Raw genomic sequence first — 18,229 nt, forward strand, 5'->3', positions numbered from 1 at the left:
GTACAACTCCGTTATCAGCATCCCACCTCTGAATCCCAACGATAGCGTCTTTGGCAACACCACCATCATCAGACTGCACCAAAACAGTATTCAGAGGCAGTCAGTATCAGGTGTCACGCATCTGGTTGACCTGCGTCTGATATTGCAACATTGGCAATTTACAGATAGTTTTCAGCAAATCAGACACATCCCCAACATGCCCCAATCTTTCCCCAAGATGCCCCAACAAATTTTTCATGTCTGAACCATCGGGTGTAATCGGGTGTTGGTTGATTCATCCTGAATTCGAACTCTCAGTCGGAATAATCAGCTTTGGCGAGACCACCGTCTCAGCGACCATCCATCAGTCCAACACCAGTTCCGGCAGATTTGCTCACGCAATTTCGCCGAGTAATCAACATGAAACAACTTTAATACAAACTTGAACAACAAAAGCCCCGACCGCCACGTCACATCGACGCAGCAGCCGGGGCATGTGTGTGAATTTGTTAATGAACAATCAAATGCGATATTTTAGCTGCTGTTTATTCACCACTGGGAATAGAATATCTTCAAATTCACGAGGCTTTTGCAGATTCAATATTTCTTAAACGAATAATTTAATTATACCAAGGCATTCATCCGTTGCAAGAGTCAACAACCGTTTGCTTTTTATATCATCACCCCCTTTTAAGAGAGATTCAAATTTCCGGAATTCTATGAGATAGTCATTTAGCGGTTTTATTGTACTATTTGCGAATCTATCTATGATGTACTTTGTTTCATCTGTTTCGCGATATCTCAAGATGGAGGCTATAACTGGTTTTGACTTTTCAACATTTTGAAAAGCGTTTACAACTTTTGCCGAAGGGAAGCGCTCTACGACTTCTTTGGCTTTTGAGAATATTGAGCGTGCCAAAGACTCAACACTAAAGCCGCTTGCGCTCCCTTTCCCTGAACTTGCGACTATTCTATCAGTGATATCACCATCTCCATCTTGCATTCTAAACGAAGCTGACGAACCTCCCCAATCATAGGTAATTTGTGCTTCAAGCAATGTCCAAGTTCCAATAGGTAATCCCTCGACTAAGTCTTTATTGAGAATAGAAACCCTAAATTTTCCATTCCCATTCCATTGACTTGCAAGAGCAACATTGCAGATATAGTCGTAATTTGATTGATCCTGGGATATGGGAAGTTTAGTAATCAGTTGAGAACAACCATTGATTTTTATTCCAAAGATATATTGTTCATCAATAAGTGCCATTACTGTACTAATAAAAGTTAAAGAATTTAATTTTGGTTTGTTTAAGTTGCACTGACCCGATTTATTTCAGTTGAAATCGGGGGTTGCGCGGAGGTTGGTTGACACTGCGTTGACACGGAGTGAAATTAAAAATCGCAAGTGATTGATTCTCAATCACTTGCGATTTATTGTAGTGCCCAGAACAGAAGCAACCAAATGAAAGGGTATGCACTGTTATGCAAGCAGGTTCGAGTTTTGGAAAAATTAACAATATGTTGATATATAGACTATTAAAAATCCATCGTTGCAAAAATAGGTGTCATTCGTTTCCAAGAAAAATCGCTAAATTTCAAATAGGAGGACAAAAGGAGGACAAAAAATTTGGAGCGTAATAGATTAATTGCTAACTTTGTAAAAAGGACAATCAACTATTAATTCCGACTAACTCGTCTAAAAATGGCTGATTTTCCGTCCTCCACCCATTAAAATTTTTGTCCTCCTATGGCAAGTATCAAGCGTTATATCTCCTCCAAAGTAGAGGGTAACGGCAGGTCGGAAATAATGTTTCGGCTTAGCCTGTCGAAAGACATCAAGCTCCGTCTAAAGACCGGAATATATATTGAGCCGAGTCGTTTCAATCCTAAGACCGGTGCAATATCAAAGCCTCGTGCCAATCAAAAGGAAATATCCGAAATAAAGGACACTGAGCGCAAAATCAGAGACCTTGAAGATTATATCTACGACCTATGCGAGGCGCATACGTTGGCAGAACTTACAAAGGACTTCTTCGAGAAAGAAATTTATCGCTTCCATAATCCTAAGAAAGAGCGTAAGCCTAAAGAAGTGGAAGCGAAGCTGCAAAAGAAATTCGTCGAGCTTGTCGAGGAATTTCCGGATAAGCGTGGACTTTCTGAATGGCGACATCGACGTTATGGCGTACTGAGCCGTAGTCTCCATCGCTTTGAACTGTATCGCAAGATCAAAAGACGTCTCCCGTATAAACTTGATTTTGAAATGTTCACTACCGAAGTGCTTGAGGAATATGAGGAGTTTCTTCGTAATGAGCCTGCCATTTTCGACAAATACCCCAAAATCTTTGAGGAGTTCCCGGCTGAGACACGCAAAGCTCGCAAATCACGCCGTCCTTTTGAAAAAGGCGACAATACCATTATAGGCATATTCGCCTGCCTGCGTACATTCTTCAAATGGGCTAATGAAGAAGGGCTTACAAAGAACAGCCCATTTGCAAGATACCACGGCAAAACCACTGAAAGATACGGCACGCCTATCTATATCACAATCAAGGAGCGTGATATAATCGCGGATTATGACCTGTCAGCCAATAAGCCGCTTGAAGTGCAGCGCGATATATTCATCTTCCACTGCTGTATCGGTTGCCGTATATCCGACCTCATGCGTCTCACCCCGGCCAATATCATCAATGGCTATGTGGAGTATATAGCAAGCAAAACCAAGGCTGATCGCTCAGACGTTATACGCGTTCCGCTGACTCAGAGGGCAAAGGACATACTTGAAAAATACAAGGATGTGGAGAAAGACGGAAAGATTCTGCCATTCATCAGTTCGCAGAAATACAACGTGGCTATCAAAAAGATATTCAAGACTTGTGGCATAACACGCATAGTCACAGTCCTCAATCCCACGACCGGAGAAGAAGAGCAACGGCCTATTGATGAGATAGCCAGCAGCCACCTTGCCCGCCGTACATTTGTCGGCAACCTTTACAAGAAAGTGAAAGATCCGAATCTTGTGGGAGCGTTGAGCGGACACAAGGAAGGCAGCCGGGCATTTGCAAGATACCGCGAGATTGATGACGACTTGAAGAAGGAAATGATAGGATTTATCGAATAATCCGGATTTTGAGGGGAGATAATCAGCTATGGCTGAACATTTCCCCTCTATTCATAGTTGACAAATCAAATATTTTTATTAACTTTGTCAACCAAAGGATATATCAACATGAACAAGCAGACTAACGACATATTTTCGCGCCGTCTTAGACAGGCCCGTATGATGAAAGGTTTTTCGTTGGAGAAACTTTCTCACTGTGTCACTCCAGCCATAACCCGGCAGGCCATAAATAAGTATGAGAAAGGATTGATGATGCCGGACAGTCGTGTGCTGATAGCACTTGCGGCGGCTCTTGGTGTCAAGATTGATTACTTTTTCCGTCCGTTCACCGTGGAGGTTGACCGTGTGGAATTTCGTAAGAAACCAAAATTCCCTGAACGCATGGCGATGGCTGTGAGGGAGAAGGTGCGGGAGGAACTGGAGCGTTATCTGGAGGTGGAACAGCTTTGCGGTTGTTCTACTGAATTTTCAATGCCGCGCAAGCGTGTATCCAACACTGATGAAGCGGTACTTCATGCCAATGAAGTACGCAAGCATCTTGGCTTGGGATATGACGGCATAACCAACGCAATAGAAGTTCTGGAGGATAATGGCGTAAAGGTAATTGAGATTGCAGAGGATACCGACTTTGACGGATTGAGCGGTTATGCCAACGGCTCTATTCCTCTTATTGTGGTTAACGGCAACTTCCCTACTGAGCGCAAACGCTTCACCGCCTTGCATGAGTTAGGGCATCTGCTTCTTGATATTCCTGAAGATGTATCGTCGAAGGAAGTTGAGCATATCTGCAACGCTTTCGCGAGTGAATTGTTACTTCCTGTCAGTGTGCTTAAATCGAAGTTGGGAGATTCGAGGCATGACATATCTTTATCAGAACTGACTGACATACAGCGTCAGTTCGGCATATCTATCGACGATATTATGATAGCCTTGCGCTCAAATAATGTGATTTCCGACAAGCGTTATTCCGGTTTTCAGACTAAGAAGAACAGACTTCCTGATTTCAAGAAACTTGTCGAGACCTCACGTGTAGTAAGCGAGCGGTCAGGACGGTTCGCACGCATGGTTTATCGTGCGTTGGCCGATGAAGTCATCTCTTTTTCTAAAGCCGCTGTGCTACTGAACACCTCTGTCGAGAGCGTCAAGTCTCAGCTTCAATTAGTGTGAGAAGATGGAGATAATTGTCAACGATACAAATATCTTCATCGATCTTCACTCGATAGGATTGCTAAGTCAACTTTGCGATTTGCCTTACGAAATACGCACGGTGGATTTTGTGATGGCAGAAATTGTCGATAATCGACAGCAAGAAGATATGGGGCGTCTTGTCAAAGAAGGGAAGATTACGGTCGAGAGCTTTACAGCTGAGGAACTTATTGAGATTGTAAATGAACACGCCGCCGTGTCCGGCAACCTTTCCATACCGGACTGCTCGGTATGCTATTATGCCCGTAAACATAATATTACTCTGCTTACCGGCGACCGCCAGCTACGCAGATATGCCGAGTCCCATAATCTCACTGTTCACGGCATCCTTTTTATATTCGATGAACTTGTGGCACATTCGGTCATTTCTCCGGAGGTGGCCGCAGGAAAATTGAAAGAATTATACTCAATCAACGTGCGCCTGCCGAAGTCCGAGATTCAAAGACGGATTGACCGTTGGGGTAACGACACATGAATATCATGGATATAGTAGATATACAGCACTCCATCGGCAAGATGATTTCGGACCTTTGTCTTATCCGAAATACGGTCTGCACAGCCTCGGCTGACGGATTGAACGGTCTGTCAGAATATTTGGCTGACAATCAGCTTGAATATGAAAAAGCCATCAGAACCGAGGTAAAGGATAAAGGAAGTGATTATTTTGTAGGCCAGTTATACCGTAGTCTATCATCATATCTTGCGTGGTATGCTGAGAATAACGATGTTCATTCTGACAATGCCGCAGTATCGAAAAGGATTTATGACAGGATAGTTTTCCTCTGGATACCTCCGATAGAAAACCTGTTCCCCGGAGTTATAAAGACGAATGAAAATATAACGATACCAGCCTGTGACAATAAAGATCCAAAAGGTTACAATAGCCCATACGAACAAGTCGGAGAGCACTATCGCAGTATAAGATACGACATTATTGAGAACAAAAATTATCCGCATCTTACAAATGATGAGATATACCGCAGGCTGAAGGAATTGGCTGCACCCATATCTGCCGAAGGTGTGAAAATAGCCATGATTCTCAATATAGCTATAAAACATCGTCTGTTGCTCAAAAAACCGCAGGGAAAGTCACTTGTAAGAGAACTTGGAATGACCTGTACCAATGCCGCAGTAATAAATATAATCGCAAGTCCCGACGAGCATTTCTATATTGACGAGTGGGGAAGAGAAATGGAAGCTAAGTTACTGAAACAATAGCCGTTCATATTCAAAACATATCATACCGTCCTATCGCTTAAACTTTAATCCCTTAAATTTAAGCAGAGGATATAAAAGTTAAAGGAGTCCTGTACGTACAGGGCTCTATTTTTGTGCCATAATTCTAAAATCAAAGGATATGGCAGCAGAAATTATCAATTCCATACTTGATGGACCCAAGGGAATATATCTTGTGGTCGATGCCTCTGATATGAAAGTGGCATTCCGAGAATTTCTCCAGATGATTCGAGAGTCTGAGGACGAAAAAAGAGCCTACGATGAAGAGTTGGCTACGGTGACGCGAGAGGAAGCCTGCAAGATTTTCAACCGTTCATACAGCACACTTCTCCGATGGGAGAAAGACGGTTATCTTGTGCCGGTGAAGATAGGGAAAACTCCACTATACAAAATGTCGGATATAAAGGACGTGCTGAATCAAAATTTCGGTAAACCGTGAGAAATCAACCCGTAAAACTTTAGCAAGGTGTGGCACATTACAAAATAATCAAGGCTCCACCCTGGGATGGTCTTACATTCCTTTATAACCTGACTGTCGATGATAGCATATTGCCTAAATGCACGCAATGTCGCATCTTCCGTAAGCACGGATTATAAACCGCATCTTTCAACGGAGGGTGAATCTGATACGATGAATTGTCAAGATGCCATCACATGGCTTCATCGTAAAGGGACGCGTCAACCCATGAACAGTGGGGCAAGTAGTATTAACACGCTTGCCATTGTACTATGGAAGGCATAAAACACTTGCTTATGAAAGCAAAATCTTTACCCGCCGTTGATCCGTCAAGACTCTACACCCGGCAGGAAGTGGCAACAATGTTTGCCCTTGCAGACATCGAATTATTCAGCTATGTCAGTGGTCCTGAAAAGCTGGAATATGAAATTAGTGAAGATTCGCCTTATCCTCGTTTCCGTGGGAGCGAGCTTATTCGCTTCTTCTCCAAAACCTATAAGTTATGCCAAGATGGATGCCCGTCTATGAAGACGATATGACGCACTGGCTCTGGGATAATGCACAGCGTTATCAATGGTGGCTCGAAATAAGATTCCGCGCCGCCAAAACTCCGGGCATGAGGTATGTGGGTGACACGAATATCCGCATACGGGTGACTTATGGAGAATGGCCTGTGACAATAGCGTATCTGGGTACTCGGTGGCACGCCGATGAAAGAGCCGTCGTATCTTTCCTTGAAGCATTGGAGGAAGATGGTTTGATTACCCGTAGAAAGAGCGGATTGATCACAGTTATATCTGTATGTGGTTTTGAAAAGTATTGCTTCAATATGGCAAATGATGGAACAAACACGACCTGCCACAATTCAGGCATTGAGCCGCAGATGCTTCCGCAGGACAATATGTCCGATGAAGAACCGATCGGAATGACAATCGAAACACAGGAGGAAACAGCCAATCAGACGCAAGACCGGACGCTGGCATATTTAGATAAAAGAAAAAATATAAAAGAACTTTTTATTGAGAGTAAACGCGCACATGAAGAAGAATTTTTAGAAAAACTGAAAAAATCAGATACCGCTTTGACGGAAATGGCAAAGAGCCTGCACTGTGAAGTGGCGGATCTGATACCGTTGGCTGATGATTTCAGCAACGCGACAATTTCAACCGAAGACTGGCACTCCACGTTTTCGGCTTTCAAAAAACATTTTCTCAACTGGGCCCGGCTGAGATTAAAAACGACTAAGAATGAGATACCCACAAAAAATCAACCCGAAAGAGGCTATAATCCAAATGCAGGCCGCCGCCGAGGACCGATTACACCCGATTGCGGACTTATCGAAGATTGATGCCTACAAGCAGTATTTCTTGCGTTGTGCGAAAGCCATTTGCCCCGGCTATATCGTCCGCGACGACCAACGCAATATTTTGAACGACATCGTTCATTGGGCTTTGAAAGATTACGATGGTAAACTTGACCCGGACCGGGGACTGTTGCTTTGGGGCGACATCGGCACCGGTAAATCAACGCTTCTGCGCATAATCCGGCAATTCTGCCATGACATACGTCCGCCTAAAGATGGTATGAGGTATTGGTTTCGTATGACAAACGTTATCGACATCTGTGCGGAGTTTTCCGATGAATCACGCGACGGCGGCTATTATGCCATACAAACCTACATAACCAGTTCCCGCCAAGCGTTTGATGAGCTTGGCAGCGAGACAACGCCTACCGGACGGTGGGGCAACTTTGAGAATGTCATGCAGTATGTTCTTCAGCGGCGATACGATCTGCGTGACAACCAGTTTACCCATGCCACTACAAATCTGTCGCTTAAGCAACTGTCAAAGGTTTATTCACCTCGTATCTACGACAGATGCAAGGAAATGTTCAATTTCGTGGAGATTAGAGGCAAGACGTTCCGAAAAACCTATACATCCGAAGACGATGGCAAGACGTAGGACAGAAAAGAAGGTCAATATCTCAACGATTGACCGCAAACGGCTATATACCGTATCAGAGGCAGCAAGAATACTTGGCGTAAGTCGCTCATATTTCTACTATTGCTTCGACCACGACGAGCAGTTCCCCAAACCTACGCTCGTGAATGGCATGACACGGCTGAACGGAAACGACATCATAGAGATTATAGCCCTGCGCGGTCGCAAGGGGCTATAATCCCTGTCAGTTCCAGAGATACCACGGTGAGGGGCGCGGAGCGGAGAAGGCTTCGGAGAGGTCAATGGCGAGTAGCCATGCCTGGATGCGTATGCCGTCCATGTCGGAGAGTGTCTGAGCATAGCGGCTCTCTCCGGCTCCCGAAATCCGGCACCACTGCCGCGCGAAGATGTCGGGTTGGAAAGCGTCGATGAACGACAGTATGTCGTCCACCAGCGAAGCCGGTTTGCCACCGGTCATGTCGGCTGAGAAGCAGAACGGCACTCCGCTCTCGGTATTCCGTCGGAAATCGAAAGAGGTGATGTTTCCGTATCTCACATTGGCGGTCACGCTCCAGCCGCATTGTGCGGCAACTTGGATTATGGTTTGTAAAATCATGTCAGTACACGTTTATGTCTGCCACGTCCGGCATGGAGGTGGCAGACCGAATTTTGAAAAGTAAGGCTCTATTCACCGCATGGGTCAAAGTCAAGTCCCTCAAAGGCTTCAAGCAGAGTGCCGACCATGGACTCCGCGTCCTCCATGTCGGCTACAATATCCGAGATATGGTATGGCGCACCGTTCTTGCCGTGTCCGTCATCGCCAATCCAGAGATATGCCTCCTCATCGGGGTCATAGTTCTCGTAATATTCTCTCACTGACTTTATCAAAGTATCGGGGTCGGCATATCTCATTTCAGCCGAGAAATTAAAATCCTGCCCTGCCTTTGTGTATTGCGAGAACTCAAACAGCCATAAATCAGTGTCGCGGTATCTTTCAGTATGGACGTGCCAGCCGTTAGCTTCGGCACATTCGGTTATCTTGTCGATTATATCTTGTATATCCATATTCTTACGGTATAATGTCAGCCGTGGCACAACACCACGGCTGACGTGTTCGGTCAATCATAGAGACGGTTCAAGAAGTCTTGAAGCCTTTTGTCGCTTATCTGCCCTATGGGGCATGGGGTGAAATACGGCATTTGTATCACTCGGATAATGCCGAAGCCTTGTTTGCGATAGTCGAGTTCGACATCGGCAAGTTCGTTGAGCGACACATAGCCGTATTCATCTTCGCCGAGTCCTACCACTATGCAGAAAAGGGTTGTATCGTCTCCCTCCTTGTTTCCCTCAAGCACAAACCAACGGATATTTCCGATAGTGAATATCGCCACGCACACGGCATTTCTCTCCTTGCCGTCCTGCGAGTACAGAGGATAGTCCTTTATGGCTTCCTCAAATTTCGGTGTCAACAGTCTGTTCATAGTCAGTCAAATTCAATTTCATCTTCGTAAAGTTCAATCCTCGCGCCACTGCTTACCTCGATGATGAAGCGGTAGCCGTTCAGTCCTACGATTGTGCCACGGTGGTAGCCTCGCCACGGTGTCAGCAACTCGCACTGGCGTCCGTATTCGGGAAAATCGGTGTCGTTCATACGCTTTTATCCTTTAGTTCTTTATATTCGGGGTCATAGATTTCATCGCCGTTCATCAGTGTGTCGTACATCATCGCCGCTCTCCGGGCTGCCGTTTCGTTTCGCTCATCGTAATAGCCGGTGCGGTAGTTGACAGCGAGCTGACGGATATAAGCCACGCACACCTTGAAAGCCTGCGACTGCAAATAGCGGTGTATTGTGGCGAGTGCCTTTCCTGTGTTGGTTGCGGATTGCATTTTGCCGTTGACAAAGTTGTCAAACGCCACGACAAATTCCTTGTCGTTCTTGGATATTGCTATTCCGTTATAATTTTCCATATTCTTATGATTTAGATTGTTGCCTGATTGTAGATTGAGGGTTCGGAGGTAACGTTGTAGATATAGTTGCCACAGCGTACCAAAAGGCAGTCCTCGCCATAGTAGAGTTTTTTCATGCCCCTAATGGAGCCGGAGCGGTGGAAATTGGGAAACTGCCCGATATTGAGCCGTCTGCCCTCCGCTACTTTCATTCTTTTTACTCGCATAGTCCTTTGATGTTTGAGCGTTTGAGTTAATTTTTCTCCCTTTTGTTTGAAGCTCTTTGAGCTTCTCCGGCAGGGCTGGCCGTTTTTCGTGCAGTTCCACAACTGCGGCCATAAGGGGATAAGGCAAGTGTGTAGTCAGCGGCAAGCGAGGGATACCCAAATTGTTTGAGGCACGAGAAGAATTTGCGGAGGCTCACGAGTGCGGACGCCGACCACAAGCGCAGCGTCACTTGACGTTCCTCCCGGACGCAGTAACTTCGCACGCCAAAACGCCTGTCCCTGCCGAGGCTCAAAATCTTCAAGGGAAATAACCGGCCACCTTTGACCCTTGCCGTTTCAAAGTGCCAACCTTGAAGCGGCCACAGTCATCGTTTGCAGACAGGTGTTCCAAATACAGGCGACAACGCGAGAGTCGAGCGAAGGCTTGCCCTCGCTTTGCCCTGGCGTTGTCGCCGTCTCCGGCTGAAGCCGGACATAATATCAAAAACCAGAACTGCCCGAAGCTGAATCGGTGTGAAACACGGAATCAGTCGGGCAACCAGTAAACAGCACAGGGCGATGTGCCGTGCCTGTGGATCCGTGAGCCACTGACACGGCTTTCGAACCGCTTAGTTATCCATAAATCGCAGTGGTAACAGCAATTATCTTCCTTCAATGTGACATCTGTCCTATGATATTCGGATAATTCTTTGTAATTTTGCAATAAATGAGTCTCTGATATGAAACATAAAACGAGTTCAAATATCATTATAGCAATATCATTTAGTTTCATGGGGATATTGCTGTGGACTCATGCGTGTCATAGGCAAATATCGAGCAACAATGAGGTTAAACGAATCTTTGATACATATTATGCTAACTCAGAGTATTATCTTTCAGGTCAAATAGAATGTAAAAACCTCATTTACGATTGTGGCACAATATATCGAGATATTTACATGCTGGAGATTAGTGTTGATACTTTTGATGTGCGTAAAAATGACATAAGGGAAGGGTTACCATTTTTCGGAGTCTATGATAGCATTTCAAACAAAGTTAAGTACATGACAAAAATTTGAAAACATCGAATTTAGTAGTATAAGCCGGACGCAGAAGTATGGTCGCAATCTCCTCCAAACCATACTTGACAAGCGACTTTGCCTTTCTTCCATGTTTCAGAATCCTTATCGGTTTAATATTTATATCTTTATGTTCACCAACGAGATACGCCCATACAAGAGCCATGCAGACCATCGCCGTAAGACGAGCGATGCGGTTGATGTCGCGCAGGTGGGTGTCCTCGATGTTGAAGCCGGAGGATTTCATAGCTCTGAAGCATGTCTCAATCTGCCATCGTTGTTTGTAAGTGGCAACGGCCTCTTCGGGGCGGTTATAACAAATCAGAATTTGCAGTTCAGGCACGCCATCGGAGTTTTTCAGCAAGGCTCCGGAAATATAGACATATTCCCCTTTGAGGAGAAACAGCTTGTCGTAGACACGTTCCTGGCCGAGCTTAAGACCGTGAAACAGATGCCACGCCCTGACATCCTGGCAGGATTTGGGATTGCGCAACCAAAAATTCTGTTTAATCCGCAGATAGTATCGGATGCGTCTGTTGTTGAGATATTCGACCCATTCCTTGCCGACAAACTCGCGGTCGGCAACAAGAGAGTCGATACACTCGGCTCCGAACAATCGTATAAATCTATCAATCAGCCACGTCCGTTCTTTCCAATTGGAATTGCCGCGTTTGTCGAGCATGGTAAAGAGCAGAGGAAAGGCAACACCCTTGTAAGTGACACCAAGCATAAGGATATTGATGTTGACCTCACCGAATTTCCAGTTGGTGCGGTCAAGGCTCAGGACCAGTCCTGTCTTGACGGGCAGAAGAGCAAATATCACTTTGGCGATAAGGTCAAGGTTGAGGGCATATCCGGCAAGGAACCTTTGCAGACGGCGCAGGTTGGAATCACGCTCCACACACGTAGGCATTGCAGATGCTATCTTGTGGAGACTGACTGTCTGCACAACGCAAAGTGCCTGAAGAACAAACGCAAGCAATTTTATGCGGGCAAGATTCATTACCGAGCCAAGATGCTCTTGCATAATCGGGACAATTTGATTAACTTTGCCATTGTCCCTGAGAGTTGTCGTAACTTTCATGGAAAAAGCGGTCAAACTTTTCTTTAAAGTTACTAATTTTCAGGGACTTTTACAAGTAATAACTAATTAAAAATCAATCATATAACTGACAAAAATTAATTTTTGTCATCTACTAAACAAACAAAGTTTATATACAATCTCCAATATATAATTGTAATACCGATAAGGGGTATAAGGATGGGGATGTGTTGCCATTTATTAGAATAGACTCCCAGGATAAATCAGTCCATTTCTCTGATGGCCTTGAATTGGGTATGATTATTGTTGAACAATCAGACGCTTTGTCTGCAAAAGAGAATAATCATACAATACGTTTTTAATTTCACTGAAAGTTCATCAAGAAGCCTGATGTTATGAAATACCGAAACAAAAAATTTGCATTATTCGTTGCAGCGGTCATCCTCGTTCCCTTTATTTTACCCTTTGTATATAATCTGATTTTTGAAGGAGGAATTAAGGAAGATGATGGCTCGGACTATATAGCCTCGATGGTTTTAGGTTTATTTTCCAGTATAATTTTTCTTGTTCCTTGTCTAATAACATGGAAAATATGGAATGGAAAGACTTGTATTCATTTTTATGTATTGCTGTTGCTCCTGATTATATTAGAAGTGATCGCAACATCGACTATTGTGACTGCGATAGATTCTGAAGCAGGTTTTTATCTCGGATTATGGTATTTCATCAGTGGTACATCTTTCGCTGTGCCAAATATTCTTTCTATATGTTTATTGGGGTTCATTTGCAACAGCCTTATTAAATCAAGTAAAAAATTGCCAAGCAATTAGTTTTCCAAAGACGCGGCTTTTGTGATGGGACGAGCAAAAGCCGCCCCGCGTAGTTGCAGGACGTCTTGGTGGTCGTTATGACATTCCGGGATTGGATGCTGATTGGGTTTCAGTCAAACCATTCGGGGTTACTTTCGCTGAGTATTGCGACAAGTTCGTTGTCGGGCAGCTTCAAATCACTTTCGGAGGTATAGAAGAAGATTTCTTCATCGACACGCTCCGCTTCCTTGTCGGCGAAGCCGTTGCATTTGTCGGTGATTGGATAAGGCATAAGTGCGTCAAGCAATTCCAGCCCACCGATGATAAGGCTCTCGCCCTCGTTGCTTGTCACGATACGGCAGGTATAGTCCGTGCCATTGTAATTGATTTCGGTTGTCGTCATATATCTTTCAGTTTTATGCACCCTGCTCTCCATGAGGATTGCAGGGTGCTGTTTATAATTCAGTCTATATCAATCCCGATAAAATGTTCATCATCAATCAGGGCATAGTAATATCCGTTGGCACAGCCACGATACTCTTTACTGAAGCCTGCGGCAATATCTCCGGCTTTATAGTAGTTATAGTTATCGTCCTTTTGCTTGACCTCAATCCATAGGGAACCGTCATAACCACGGAAAGTGAATGTTCCGGAATTAAAGTTGCGCCGTTCTTTGAGAGCCTTTCTGAACTGTTCCACCACCCAATGGTTATATCTGGAGATAGCGTCAAGGGATATAATCTCTCCGTCGATGCGAGTGCCGGTGGTAAGGCGGTTCTCGTAGCAGTCCTTTGTCGGGTCAGCTTCAAGACACTTGCGAACAAATGCAGACGGAAAAGTTGCACGCGAGGCGTAACGTTGGAATTTGGCTACTATATTCGTTGTCGGCTTTGTCACTTTGGAGATAGACAGCCAACATTTGATTTCGTTTGGCGGTATCGGATAGCCTCTCTTGCGAGAGCGTTTCGCAAACTCACATACCTTACTTTCAGTGGAGAGGAACAAGCGTCGGCGTTGAGTGCCAAAGGGTGTGGTGATGTCGAAAACACCATGATTGCGATATAATATCGCTGACACATCTTCGTATTTCATATCCGTGTGATTTGGATTGTCGTTTGACTTTCGTGAGATAATGGCTACAAGGTCATCACATGGCAGTCAGTAACCTCGGCAGGTAGCCCGAAAGCAGGAAAATGGGAGAAATATGGGTGGCACTCTCCCTCGGCTTCGGAAGCGGTGGTGACGGTCTGCACTTTGTTGTCGGCATACCACTTGTCAATCATCGCAATTTCATCGTCAGTCAACCCTGTCGGGTCTCCATTGATTAGATAGCATAACGCCCATGTCGGGATAGGCTCGATAAAGAACTCCATGACGATATGTTTTAGTTGTGATACCCTAATATTGCCCCGATGTATAGTCTATCGCCCTTTTTCAGTCGGGCGATAATATCCATTAGGTCTGCGGAGCGTTCAGCCGTGCCTGCACCGCCGTAGAACTCGGTAACGAAAAGAGCGTCTGTTCCAAGCGGATTGATAATGGCTTTTTTCAGTTGCCCTATTGGTTCGTTCCATTTCATCACGTTTGCAGGGGTAAGTTCGGCAGATATAGCCTTGATGTTGTCGAAATGGGATTTTCGCCATATTGCGAAGCCACCATTGTAGGTAAGGGTGCTTTCTTCGATGGACGTAAACATACCTTTCGGCAGTATATGTTCAAGAAGAAAGCGGATGTTGAACTTGCGTCCGTCCTCGGAGTTTTCGCACACATAGGATATAGAGGCGTTTTCTCCTACCACTATACGGTCGATGTTCAGATAGTCGTTTTCGGCTATCGGCTTGGTGCTGATTTGATAAATAGTGCTGTGCATAGTCTTTTGATGTTTGAGTGTCTTACTACGGTTTAATTCTTGTGGTCTCGCCAATTTTTGTGTCAGGGTGAACCGGGAACTCCCAGTTTACTTCATCATCAGGTAATGTGGAATGTATGTCACCGCCTATAACCAATCCGCAGTGTTTTTCAACATACTCCCTTGCCTGTGCCGCGTTTTCAGCCTCTATGTCGAAGAAGCCACTGAATATGTACTCTGTTCTGACTCTGAATTTTGCCATTGTTTTTTTGTGTTTGAGTTAATTTTCTCCCTTTTGTTTGAAGCTCTTTGAGCTTCTCCGGCAGGGCTGGCCGTTTTTCGTGCAGTCCCACAACTGCGGCCATAAGGGAGGATAAGGCAAGTGTGTAGTCAGCGGCAAGCGAGGGATACCCATTTTTTCGGAATTGAGGGAGAAAAAATGTGGAGGCTCACGAGTGCGGACGCCGACCACAAGCACAGCGTCACTTGACGTTCCTCCCGGACGCAGTAACTTCGCACGCCAAAACGCCTGTCCCTGCCGAGGCTCAAAATCTTCAAGGGAAAGAACCGGCCACCGTTGACTTTTGCCGTTTCAAAGTGCCAGCCTTGAAGCGGCCACAGTCATCGTTTGCAGACTGGTATTCCAAAGAGAGGCGACAACGCGAGAGTCGTGCGAAGGCTTGCCCTCGCTTTGCTCTGGCGTTGTCGCCGCCTTCGGCTGAAGCCGGACATCATATCCAAAATCAGAACTGCCCGAAGCTGAATCGGTGTGCAGCACGGAATCAGTCGGGCAACCGATAAACAGCACAAGGCGATGTGCCGTGCCTGTGGATCCGCGAGCCACTGACACGGCTTATCGCCTAATTCTCACATCATTTGGGAGCAAGCGGTGGTGATAAGGTTGTGTGAGGCAATACGCCCCGGCGCACTGCCTCACGCTCCTGTCACCACGGCTGGCAAACCACTCGGCACCCATAGACGCCCGTAAAACGCACATTTATCAAATGCAAAGTGAATTATTTATAGGCTATAATAGCCTTAATCCCAAATATTATTATTAACTTTGCGACTGATAGACTCCTGTCTGTCACGACATTTTGGAAAATAAGAAGCGTTATGCTCATCTTGTTTGTTGAAAACGTAGGAAATTTTCAAAACGATGCAAGAGATAGCATAGTGGTTCTCACGCGTATAGCGTGGGCTGCTATTGTTACATCTGCATCAAAGGTTTCCTACGACCATCAACAAAGACGTGGCATAGTTGGCTCACGCTTCTTTATAGTAACTTAACTCTCTATGAGCCACCGGGAGATTCTGGCATATATGAAAAAGATATTGCTCCCATTATCAGTTTTCGGTTCGATGTTGTTATCAGCGTGCAGCGATGACAATACGGTTTTCAACGAACCGTCGCCTATCCGCGCCTATGAGACTGATGCAGAAATACTGGCACAATTTGTTGATGTGGATAACGCCACAGGTGCGTTTTTCATCAATCCCGACAAGAAAATCACAGCTTCCGACTATGTAGTCAACCGTAGTCGTGAGGAGTTGATGATGGTAAGCACAATCAACCGGGATAAGTTCACGCGCGATATGGAAGCCGTCAATGGTATGCTCCGTGCAGTGAAACAATCGGGCAACTCAACGGCGATTATTTACTCAACATATTCTTCCGACAAACTTATTGAGGGAAGGATCACTGATACCTATGGAGTAACGAGGTCGGCGACACGTTCAATCAATGGCAATACACTCGCCCAAATGGTCGTGACTTCTGATCGAGATGACGCAAGACAGTTCTATGCACCCCGATATGTTACCATGAATGTGTCTGCAAACAGTTCATCTAGATTCTACCTGTATCAGCTCTCTTTGGGTGACACTTCAAATCCTGATGCCGGAATATTGATAGTGGCCGGGGTGAATACGCCGCAACCATGCCATTCGTACATCATTAGCAATAATGGTAATTCCGATTGGCTTTCAGTCAAAGGCATGAATCTTGTCGGTGACGGAACGCTCTCCGTTTCATTTTCACAATGAAGGCGTTATTTATCTCTCTCTGCCTCTCCTTATTGATGATATTGTCGTCATGCGAAGGGCGAACCGGCTACCTTGATGAAGGTCAGCAGAACACTGTCGCTATGCTCACTGATGTGGAATGGCTTGTTGTGTATGTCGATTACAGTATTAGCAATGAACAGACATTTGATGATGAAACCAATATCTATTCATTCGGCAGAGACACCAAGGGCTGGACTGCGACAGGCTCCCTGAAAGATCCGTCTATCAAGAAAGATGTCAGATATTTCCAATGGACTTTCACCACGGAGAATTACGCTGTTATTTACATGGCCGGGAACTCCACAGATGGATACTGGATGATCGAGAAACTGACACCTGACGAACTATGGGTTGTAATTACGGCTTCTGATCCTGTTTTATATCCCAACCAGTATAAAACTTATTACAAACTCAAAGCCCGCAAAAGACAATGAACCGACTTTCACTCATAATCACCATAATTGCTTTCTTTGCCATGTTTGAGGTACAAGCAAAGAAGAAAGAGGAATATCCACGTGCCGAGATAAAGGTTGGCTACACCTACCACGAAACTTTCGTCAGAGGCTCGGATGGGATAATAAAACGTGATATTCCTTTTATCCTATTGGCGAGCAAAGAACATTCGAAGTTTTATAACGTAAAAACGGAGTTCAAGGATTCTCTTGAATCCACTCCACAAGGTAGAGCTATCAGCCATCAGCTCCTCAAAGATGCGCTCAAGAGATATACGGAGACTAAGGATGAAAGTGCGATGAATTCGTTAGTCTACCAAACATCTCTATATATTTTTCGTTCCGCAGCTGACAATCAAATGACTGTCTATGACAAGGCTGGCTCACTTGAACACGGGTATTATACGGAGCCTCTTGGCGATATTGTATGGGAAATTTCCGACTCAACAAAGACTGTGTTGGGCTATGATTGCGTGATGGCAACGGCAAACTATCATGGGCGGGATTGGACGGCATGGTTCACTCCTGATATTCCTTTGCAGGAAGGGCCGTGGAAGTTGACCGGACTGCCGGGTTTGATACTCGAAGCAAGTGAATCCACCGGGCAACATTCTTTCGTGGCTACCGGATTGGAGGCTTCTTATCAAGAGATGGTGCCTATTTATCCTTTTCGACAATATGACAAGATGTCTCGTGAGGAAATGTTGAGGCAACTGGCCAACTACCGTGACCATCATAACGCCATTGATGGAGCAGCTACCGGGATTCAATTCGGCACAGACCATATACGCACAGGCGAAGAAGTAAACATAGATTTTCTTGAGACCGATTATCACGATTGA

At 45.1% G+C, this 18,229-nt stretch carries 27 protein-coding genes; 13 read left to right on the plus strand and 14 right to left on the minus strand.

The genetic code is table 11. From position 1 onward, the window contains the following. Positions 1-586 precede the first annotated feature (586 nt). Positions 587-1,246, minus strand: a complete 660-nt coding sequence (locus E7747_RS08955; RefSeq protein ID WP_136415536.1) for a hypothetical protein — start codon at positions 1,244-1,246, stop codon at positions 587-589. Positions 1,247-1,726: 480 nt separating this feature from the next. Here E7747_RS08955 and E7747_RS08960 point away from each other — a divergent pair, with 480 nt between their 5' ends. The 9 genes from E7747_RS08960 (at position 1,727) to E7747_RS09000 (ending at position 8,174) form a co-directional block, all read left to right on the plus strand. Then, positions 1,727-3,097: a site-specific integrase gene (locus E7747_RS08960; RefSeq protein WP_136415538.1), complete on the plus strand. Its 1,371-nt coding sequence runs from the start codon at positions 1,727-1,729 to the stop codon at positions 3,095-3,097. Positions 3,098-3,205: 108 nt separating this feature from the next. Further along, positions 3,206-4,264 carry a helix-turn-helix domain-containing protein gene (locus E7747_RS08965; protein WP_136415540.1) on the plus strand — a complete coding sequence of 353 codons (1,059 nt, stop codon included), beginning with the start codon at positions 3,206-3,208 and terminating at the stop codon, positions 4,262-4,264. 4 nt (positions 4,265-4,268) lie between these two features. Further along, positions 4,269-4,778 (plus strand): PIN domain-containing protein, encoded by a 510-nt coding sequence (locus E7747_RS08970; RefSeq protein WP_123398908.1) that lies wholly within the window; start codon positions 4,269-4,271, stop codon positions 4,776-4,778. Then, positions 4,775-5,521: a hypothetical protein gene (locus E7747_RS08975; RefSeq protein WP_136415542.1), complete on the plus strand. Its 747-nt coding sequence runs from the start codon at positions 4,775-4,777 to the stop codon at positions 5,519-5,521. The genes E7747_RS08970 and E7747_RS08975 overlap by 4 nt, the downstream gene beginning before the upstream one ends. A 139-nt stretch (positions 5,522-5,660) precedes the next feature. Further along, the gene (locus tag E7747_RS08980) at positions 5,661-5,978 is read left to right on the plus strand and encodes a helix-turn-helix domain-containing protein (RefSeq protein WP_123398911.1); all 318 of its coding nucleotides are present in this window, start codon (positions 5,661-5,663) and stop codon (positions 5,976-5,978) included. A 314-nt stretch (positions 5,979-6,292) separates the two neighbouring features. Continuing rightward, complete coding sequence (locus E7747_RS08985) at positions 6,293-6,535, plus strand: hypothetical protein (RefSeq protein ID WP_136415544.1); 243 nt, start codon at positions 6,293-6,295, stop codon at positions 6,533-6,535. Further along, positions 6,532-7,344: a hypothetical protein gene (locus tag E7747_RS08990; RefSeq protein WP_123398913.1), complete on the plus strand. Its 813-nt coding sequence runs from the start codon at positions 6,532-6,534 to the stop codon at positions 7,342-7,344. Before E7747_RS08985 ends, E7747_RS08990 begins: the two co-directional genes overlap by 4 nt. Next, entirely contained in the window at positions 7,289-7,957 is a 669-nt protein-coding gene (locus E7747_RS08995) for a P-loop NTPase family protein (RefSeq protein WP_123398914.1), read from the plus strand. The genes E7747_RS08990 and E7747_RS08995 overlap by 56 nt, the downstream gene beginning before the upstream one ends. Then, the gene (locus E7747_RS09000; protein ID WP_123398915.1) at positions 7,944-8,174 is read left to right on the plus strand and encodes a hypothetical protein; all 231 of its coding nucleotides are present in this window, start codon (positions 7,944-7,946) and stop codon (positions 8,172-8,174) included. Before E7747_RS08995 ends, E7747_RS09000 begins: the two co-directional genes overlap by 14 nt. Before the next feature lie 6 nt (positions 8,175-8,180). Here E7747_RS09000 and E7747_RS09005 read toward each other — a convergent pair whose 3' ends face one another. From E7747_RS09005 to E7747_RS09035, 7 genes are all read right to left on the minus strand, one after another. Next, positions 8,181-8,552 (minus strand): hypothetical protein, encoded by a 372-nt coding sequence (locus E7747_RS09005; RefSeq protein WP_123398916.1) that lies wholly within the window; start codon positions 8,550-8,552, stop codon positions 8,181-8,183. Positions 8,553-8,620: 68 nt separating this feature from the next. Further along, the gene (locus tag E7747_RS09010; protein WP_123398917.1) at positions 8,621-9,001 is read right to left on the minus strand and encodes a hypothetical protein; all 381 of its coding nucleotides are present in this window, start codon (positions 8,999-9,001) and stop codon (positions 8,621-8,623) included. A gap of 53 nt (positions 9,002-9,054) precedes the next feature. Further along, the gene (locus E7747_RS09015; protein ID WP_123398918.1) at positions 9,055-9,417 is read right to left on the minus strand and encodes a DUF2958 domain-containing protein; all 363 of its coding nucleotides are present in this window, start codon (positions 9,415-9,417) and stop codon (positions 9,055-9,057) included. 2 nt (positions 9,418-9,419) lie between these two features. Continuing rightward, on the minus strand, positions 9,420-9,587 hold the full coding sequence (locus E7747_RS09020) for a hypothetical protein (protein WP_016278663.1): 168 nt from the start codon (positions 9,585-9,587) through the stop codon (positions 9,420-9,422). After that, the gene (locus E7747_RS09025; protein ID WP_123398919.1) at positions 9,584-9,904 is read right to left on the minus strand and encodes a sulfide:quinone reductase; all 321 of its coding nucleotides are present in this window, start codon (positions 9,902-9,904) and stop codon (positions 9,584-9,586) included. The genes E7747_RS09020 and E7747_RS09025 overlap by 4 nt, the downstream gene beginning before the upstream one ends. A gap of 11 nt (positions 9,905-9,915) precedes the next feature. Continuing rightward, positions 9,916-10,110, minus strand: a complete 195-nt coding sequence (locus E7747_RS09030; RefSeq protein WP_123398920.1) for a hypothetical protein — start codon at positions 10,108-10,110, stop codon at positions 9,916-9,918. A gap of 1,035 nt (positions 10,111-11,145) precedes the next feature. Further along, positions 11,146-12,252 carry an IS4 family transposase gene (locus E7747_RS09035; RefSeq protein WP_136413620.1) on the minus strand — a complete coding sequence of 369 codons (1,107 nt, stop codon included), beginning with the start codon at positions 12,250-12,252 and terminating at the stop codon, positions 11,146-11,148. Between the two features lie 353 nt (positions 12,253-12,605). Between E7747_RS09035 and E7747_RS09040 the strand changes: the two genes are divergently transcribed. After that, positions 12,606-13,040, plus strand: a complete 435-nt coding sequence (locus tag E7747_RS09040) for a hypothetical protein (RefSeq protein WP_123398922.1) — start codon at positions 12,606-12,608, stop codon at positions 13,038-13,040. Positions 13,041-13,149: 109 nt separating this feature from the next. On the opposite strand, the gene E7747_RS09045 is transcribed toward E7747_RS09040, so the two are convergent. The 6 genes from E7747_RS09045 to E7747_RS09070 all read right to left on the minus strand — a co-directional run bounded on the left by E7747_RS09045 (position 13,150) and on the right by E7747_RS09070 (position 15,712). Continuing rightward, positions 13,150-13,422, minus strand: coding sequence for a hypothetical protein (locus E7747_RS09045; protein ID WP_123398923.1), 273 nt, complete (start codon positions 13,420-13,422; stop codon positions 13,150-13,152). 59 nt (positions 13,423-13,481) lie between these two features. Continuing rightward, positions 13,482-14,111, minus strand: coding sequence for a hypothetical protein (locus tag E7747_RS09050; RefSeq protein ID WP_123398924.1), 630 nt, complete (start codon positions 14,109-14,111; stop codon positions 13,482-13,484). Between the two features lie 44 nt (positions 14,112-14,155). Then, complete coding sequence (locus E7747_RS09055) at positions 14,156-14,392, minus strand: DUF6926 domain-containing protein (RefSeq protein ID WP_123398925.1); 237 nt, start codon at positions 14,390-14,392, stop codon at positions 14,156-14,158. A gap of 11 nt (positions 14,393-14,403) precedes the next feature. Continuing rightward, on the minus strand, positions 14,404-14,889 hold the full coding sequence (locus E7747_RS09060) for a hypothetical protein (RefSeq protein ID WP_123398926.1): 486 nt from the start codon (positions 14,887-14,889) through the stop codon (positions 14,404-14,406). A gap of 25 nt (positions 14,890-14,914) precedes the next feature. Further along, positions 14,915-15,130 carry a hypothetical protein gene (locus tag E7747_RS09065; RefSeq protein WP_123398927.1) on the minus strand — a complete coding sequence of 72 codons (216 nt, stop codon included), beginning with the start codon at positions 15,128-15,130 and terminating at the stop codon, positions 14,915-14,917. Positions 15,131-15,460: 330 nt separating this feature from the next. Then, a complete protein-coding gene (locus E7747_RS09070; protein ID WP_136415546.1) occupies positions 15,461-15,712 on the minus strand; it encodes a hypothetical protein in 252 nt (83 codons plus the stop codon). Between the two features lie 479 nt (positions 15,713-16,191). Here E7747_RS09070 and E7747_RS09080 point away from each other — a divergent pair, with 479 nt between their 5' ends. From E7747_RS09080 to E7747_RS09090, 3 genes are read left to right on the plus strand one after another with little or no spacing between them, the layout of a single operon-like run. Next, on the plus strand, positions 16,192-16,914 hold the full coding sequence (locus tag E7747_RS09080) for a hypothetical protein (protein WP_136415548.1): 723 nt from the start codon (positions 16,192-16,194) through the stop codon (positions 16,912-16,914). Beyond that, positions 16,911-17,369, plus strand: coding sequence for a hypothetical protein (locus E7747_RS09085; protein WP_136415550.1), 459 nt, complete (start codon positions 16,911-16,913; stop codon positions 17,367-17,369). The genes E7747_RS09080 and E7747_RS09085 overlap by 4 nt, the downstream gene beginning before the upstream one ends. Then, positions 17,366-18,229 carry a GLPGLI family protein gene (locus E7747_RS09090; protein WP_123398930.1) on the plus strand — a complete coding sequence of 288 codons (864 nt, stop codon included), beginning with the start codon at positions 17,366-17,368 and terminating at the stop codon, positions 18,227-18,229. The genes E7747_RS09085 and E7747_RS09090 overlap by 4 nt, the downstream gene beginning before the upstream one ends.

The sequence above is a fragment of the Duncaniella dubosii genome (genome assembly GCF_004803915.1).
Taxonomy (GTDB): domain Bacteria; phylum Bacteroidota; class Bacteroidia; order Bacteroidales; family Muribaculaceae; genus Duncaniella; species Duncaniella dubosii.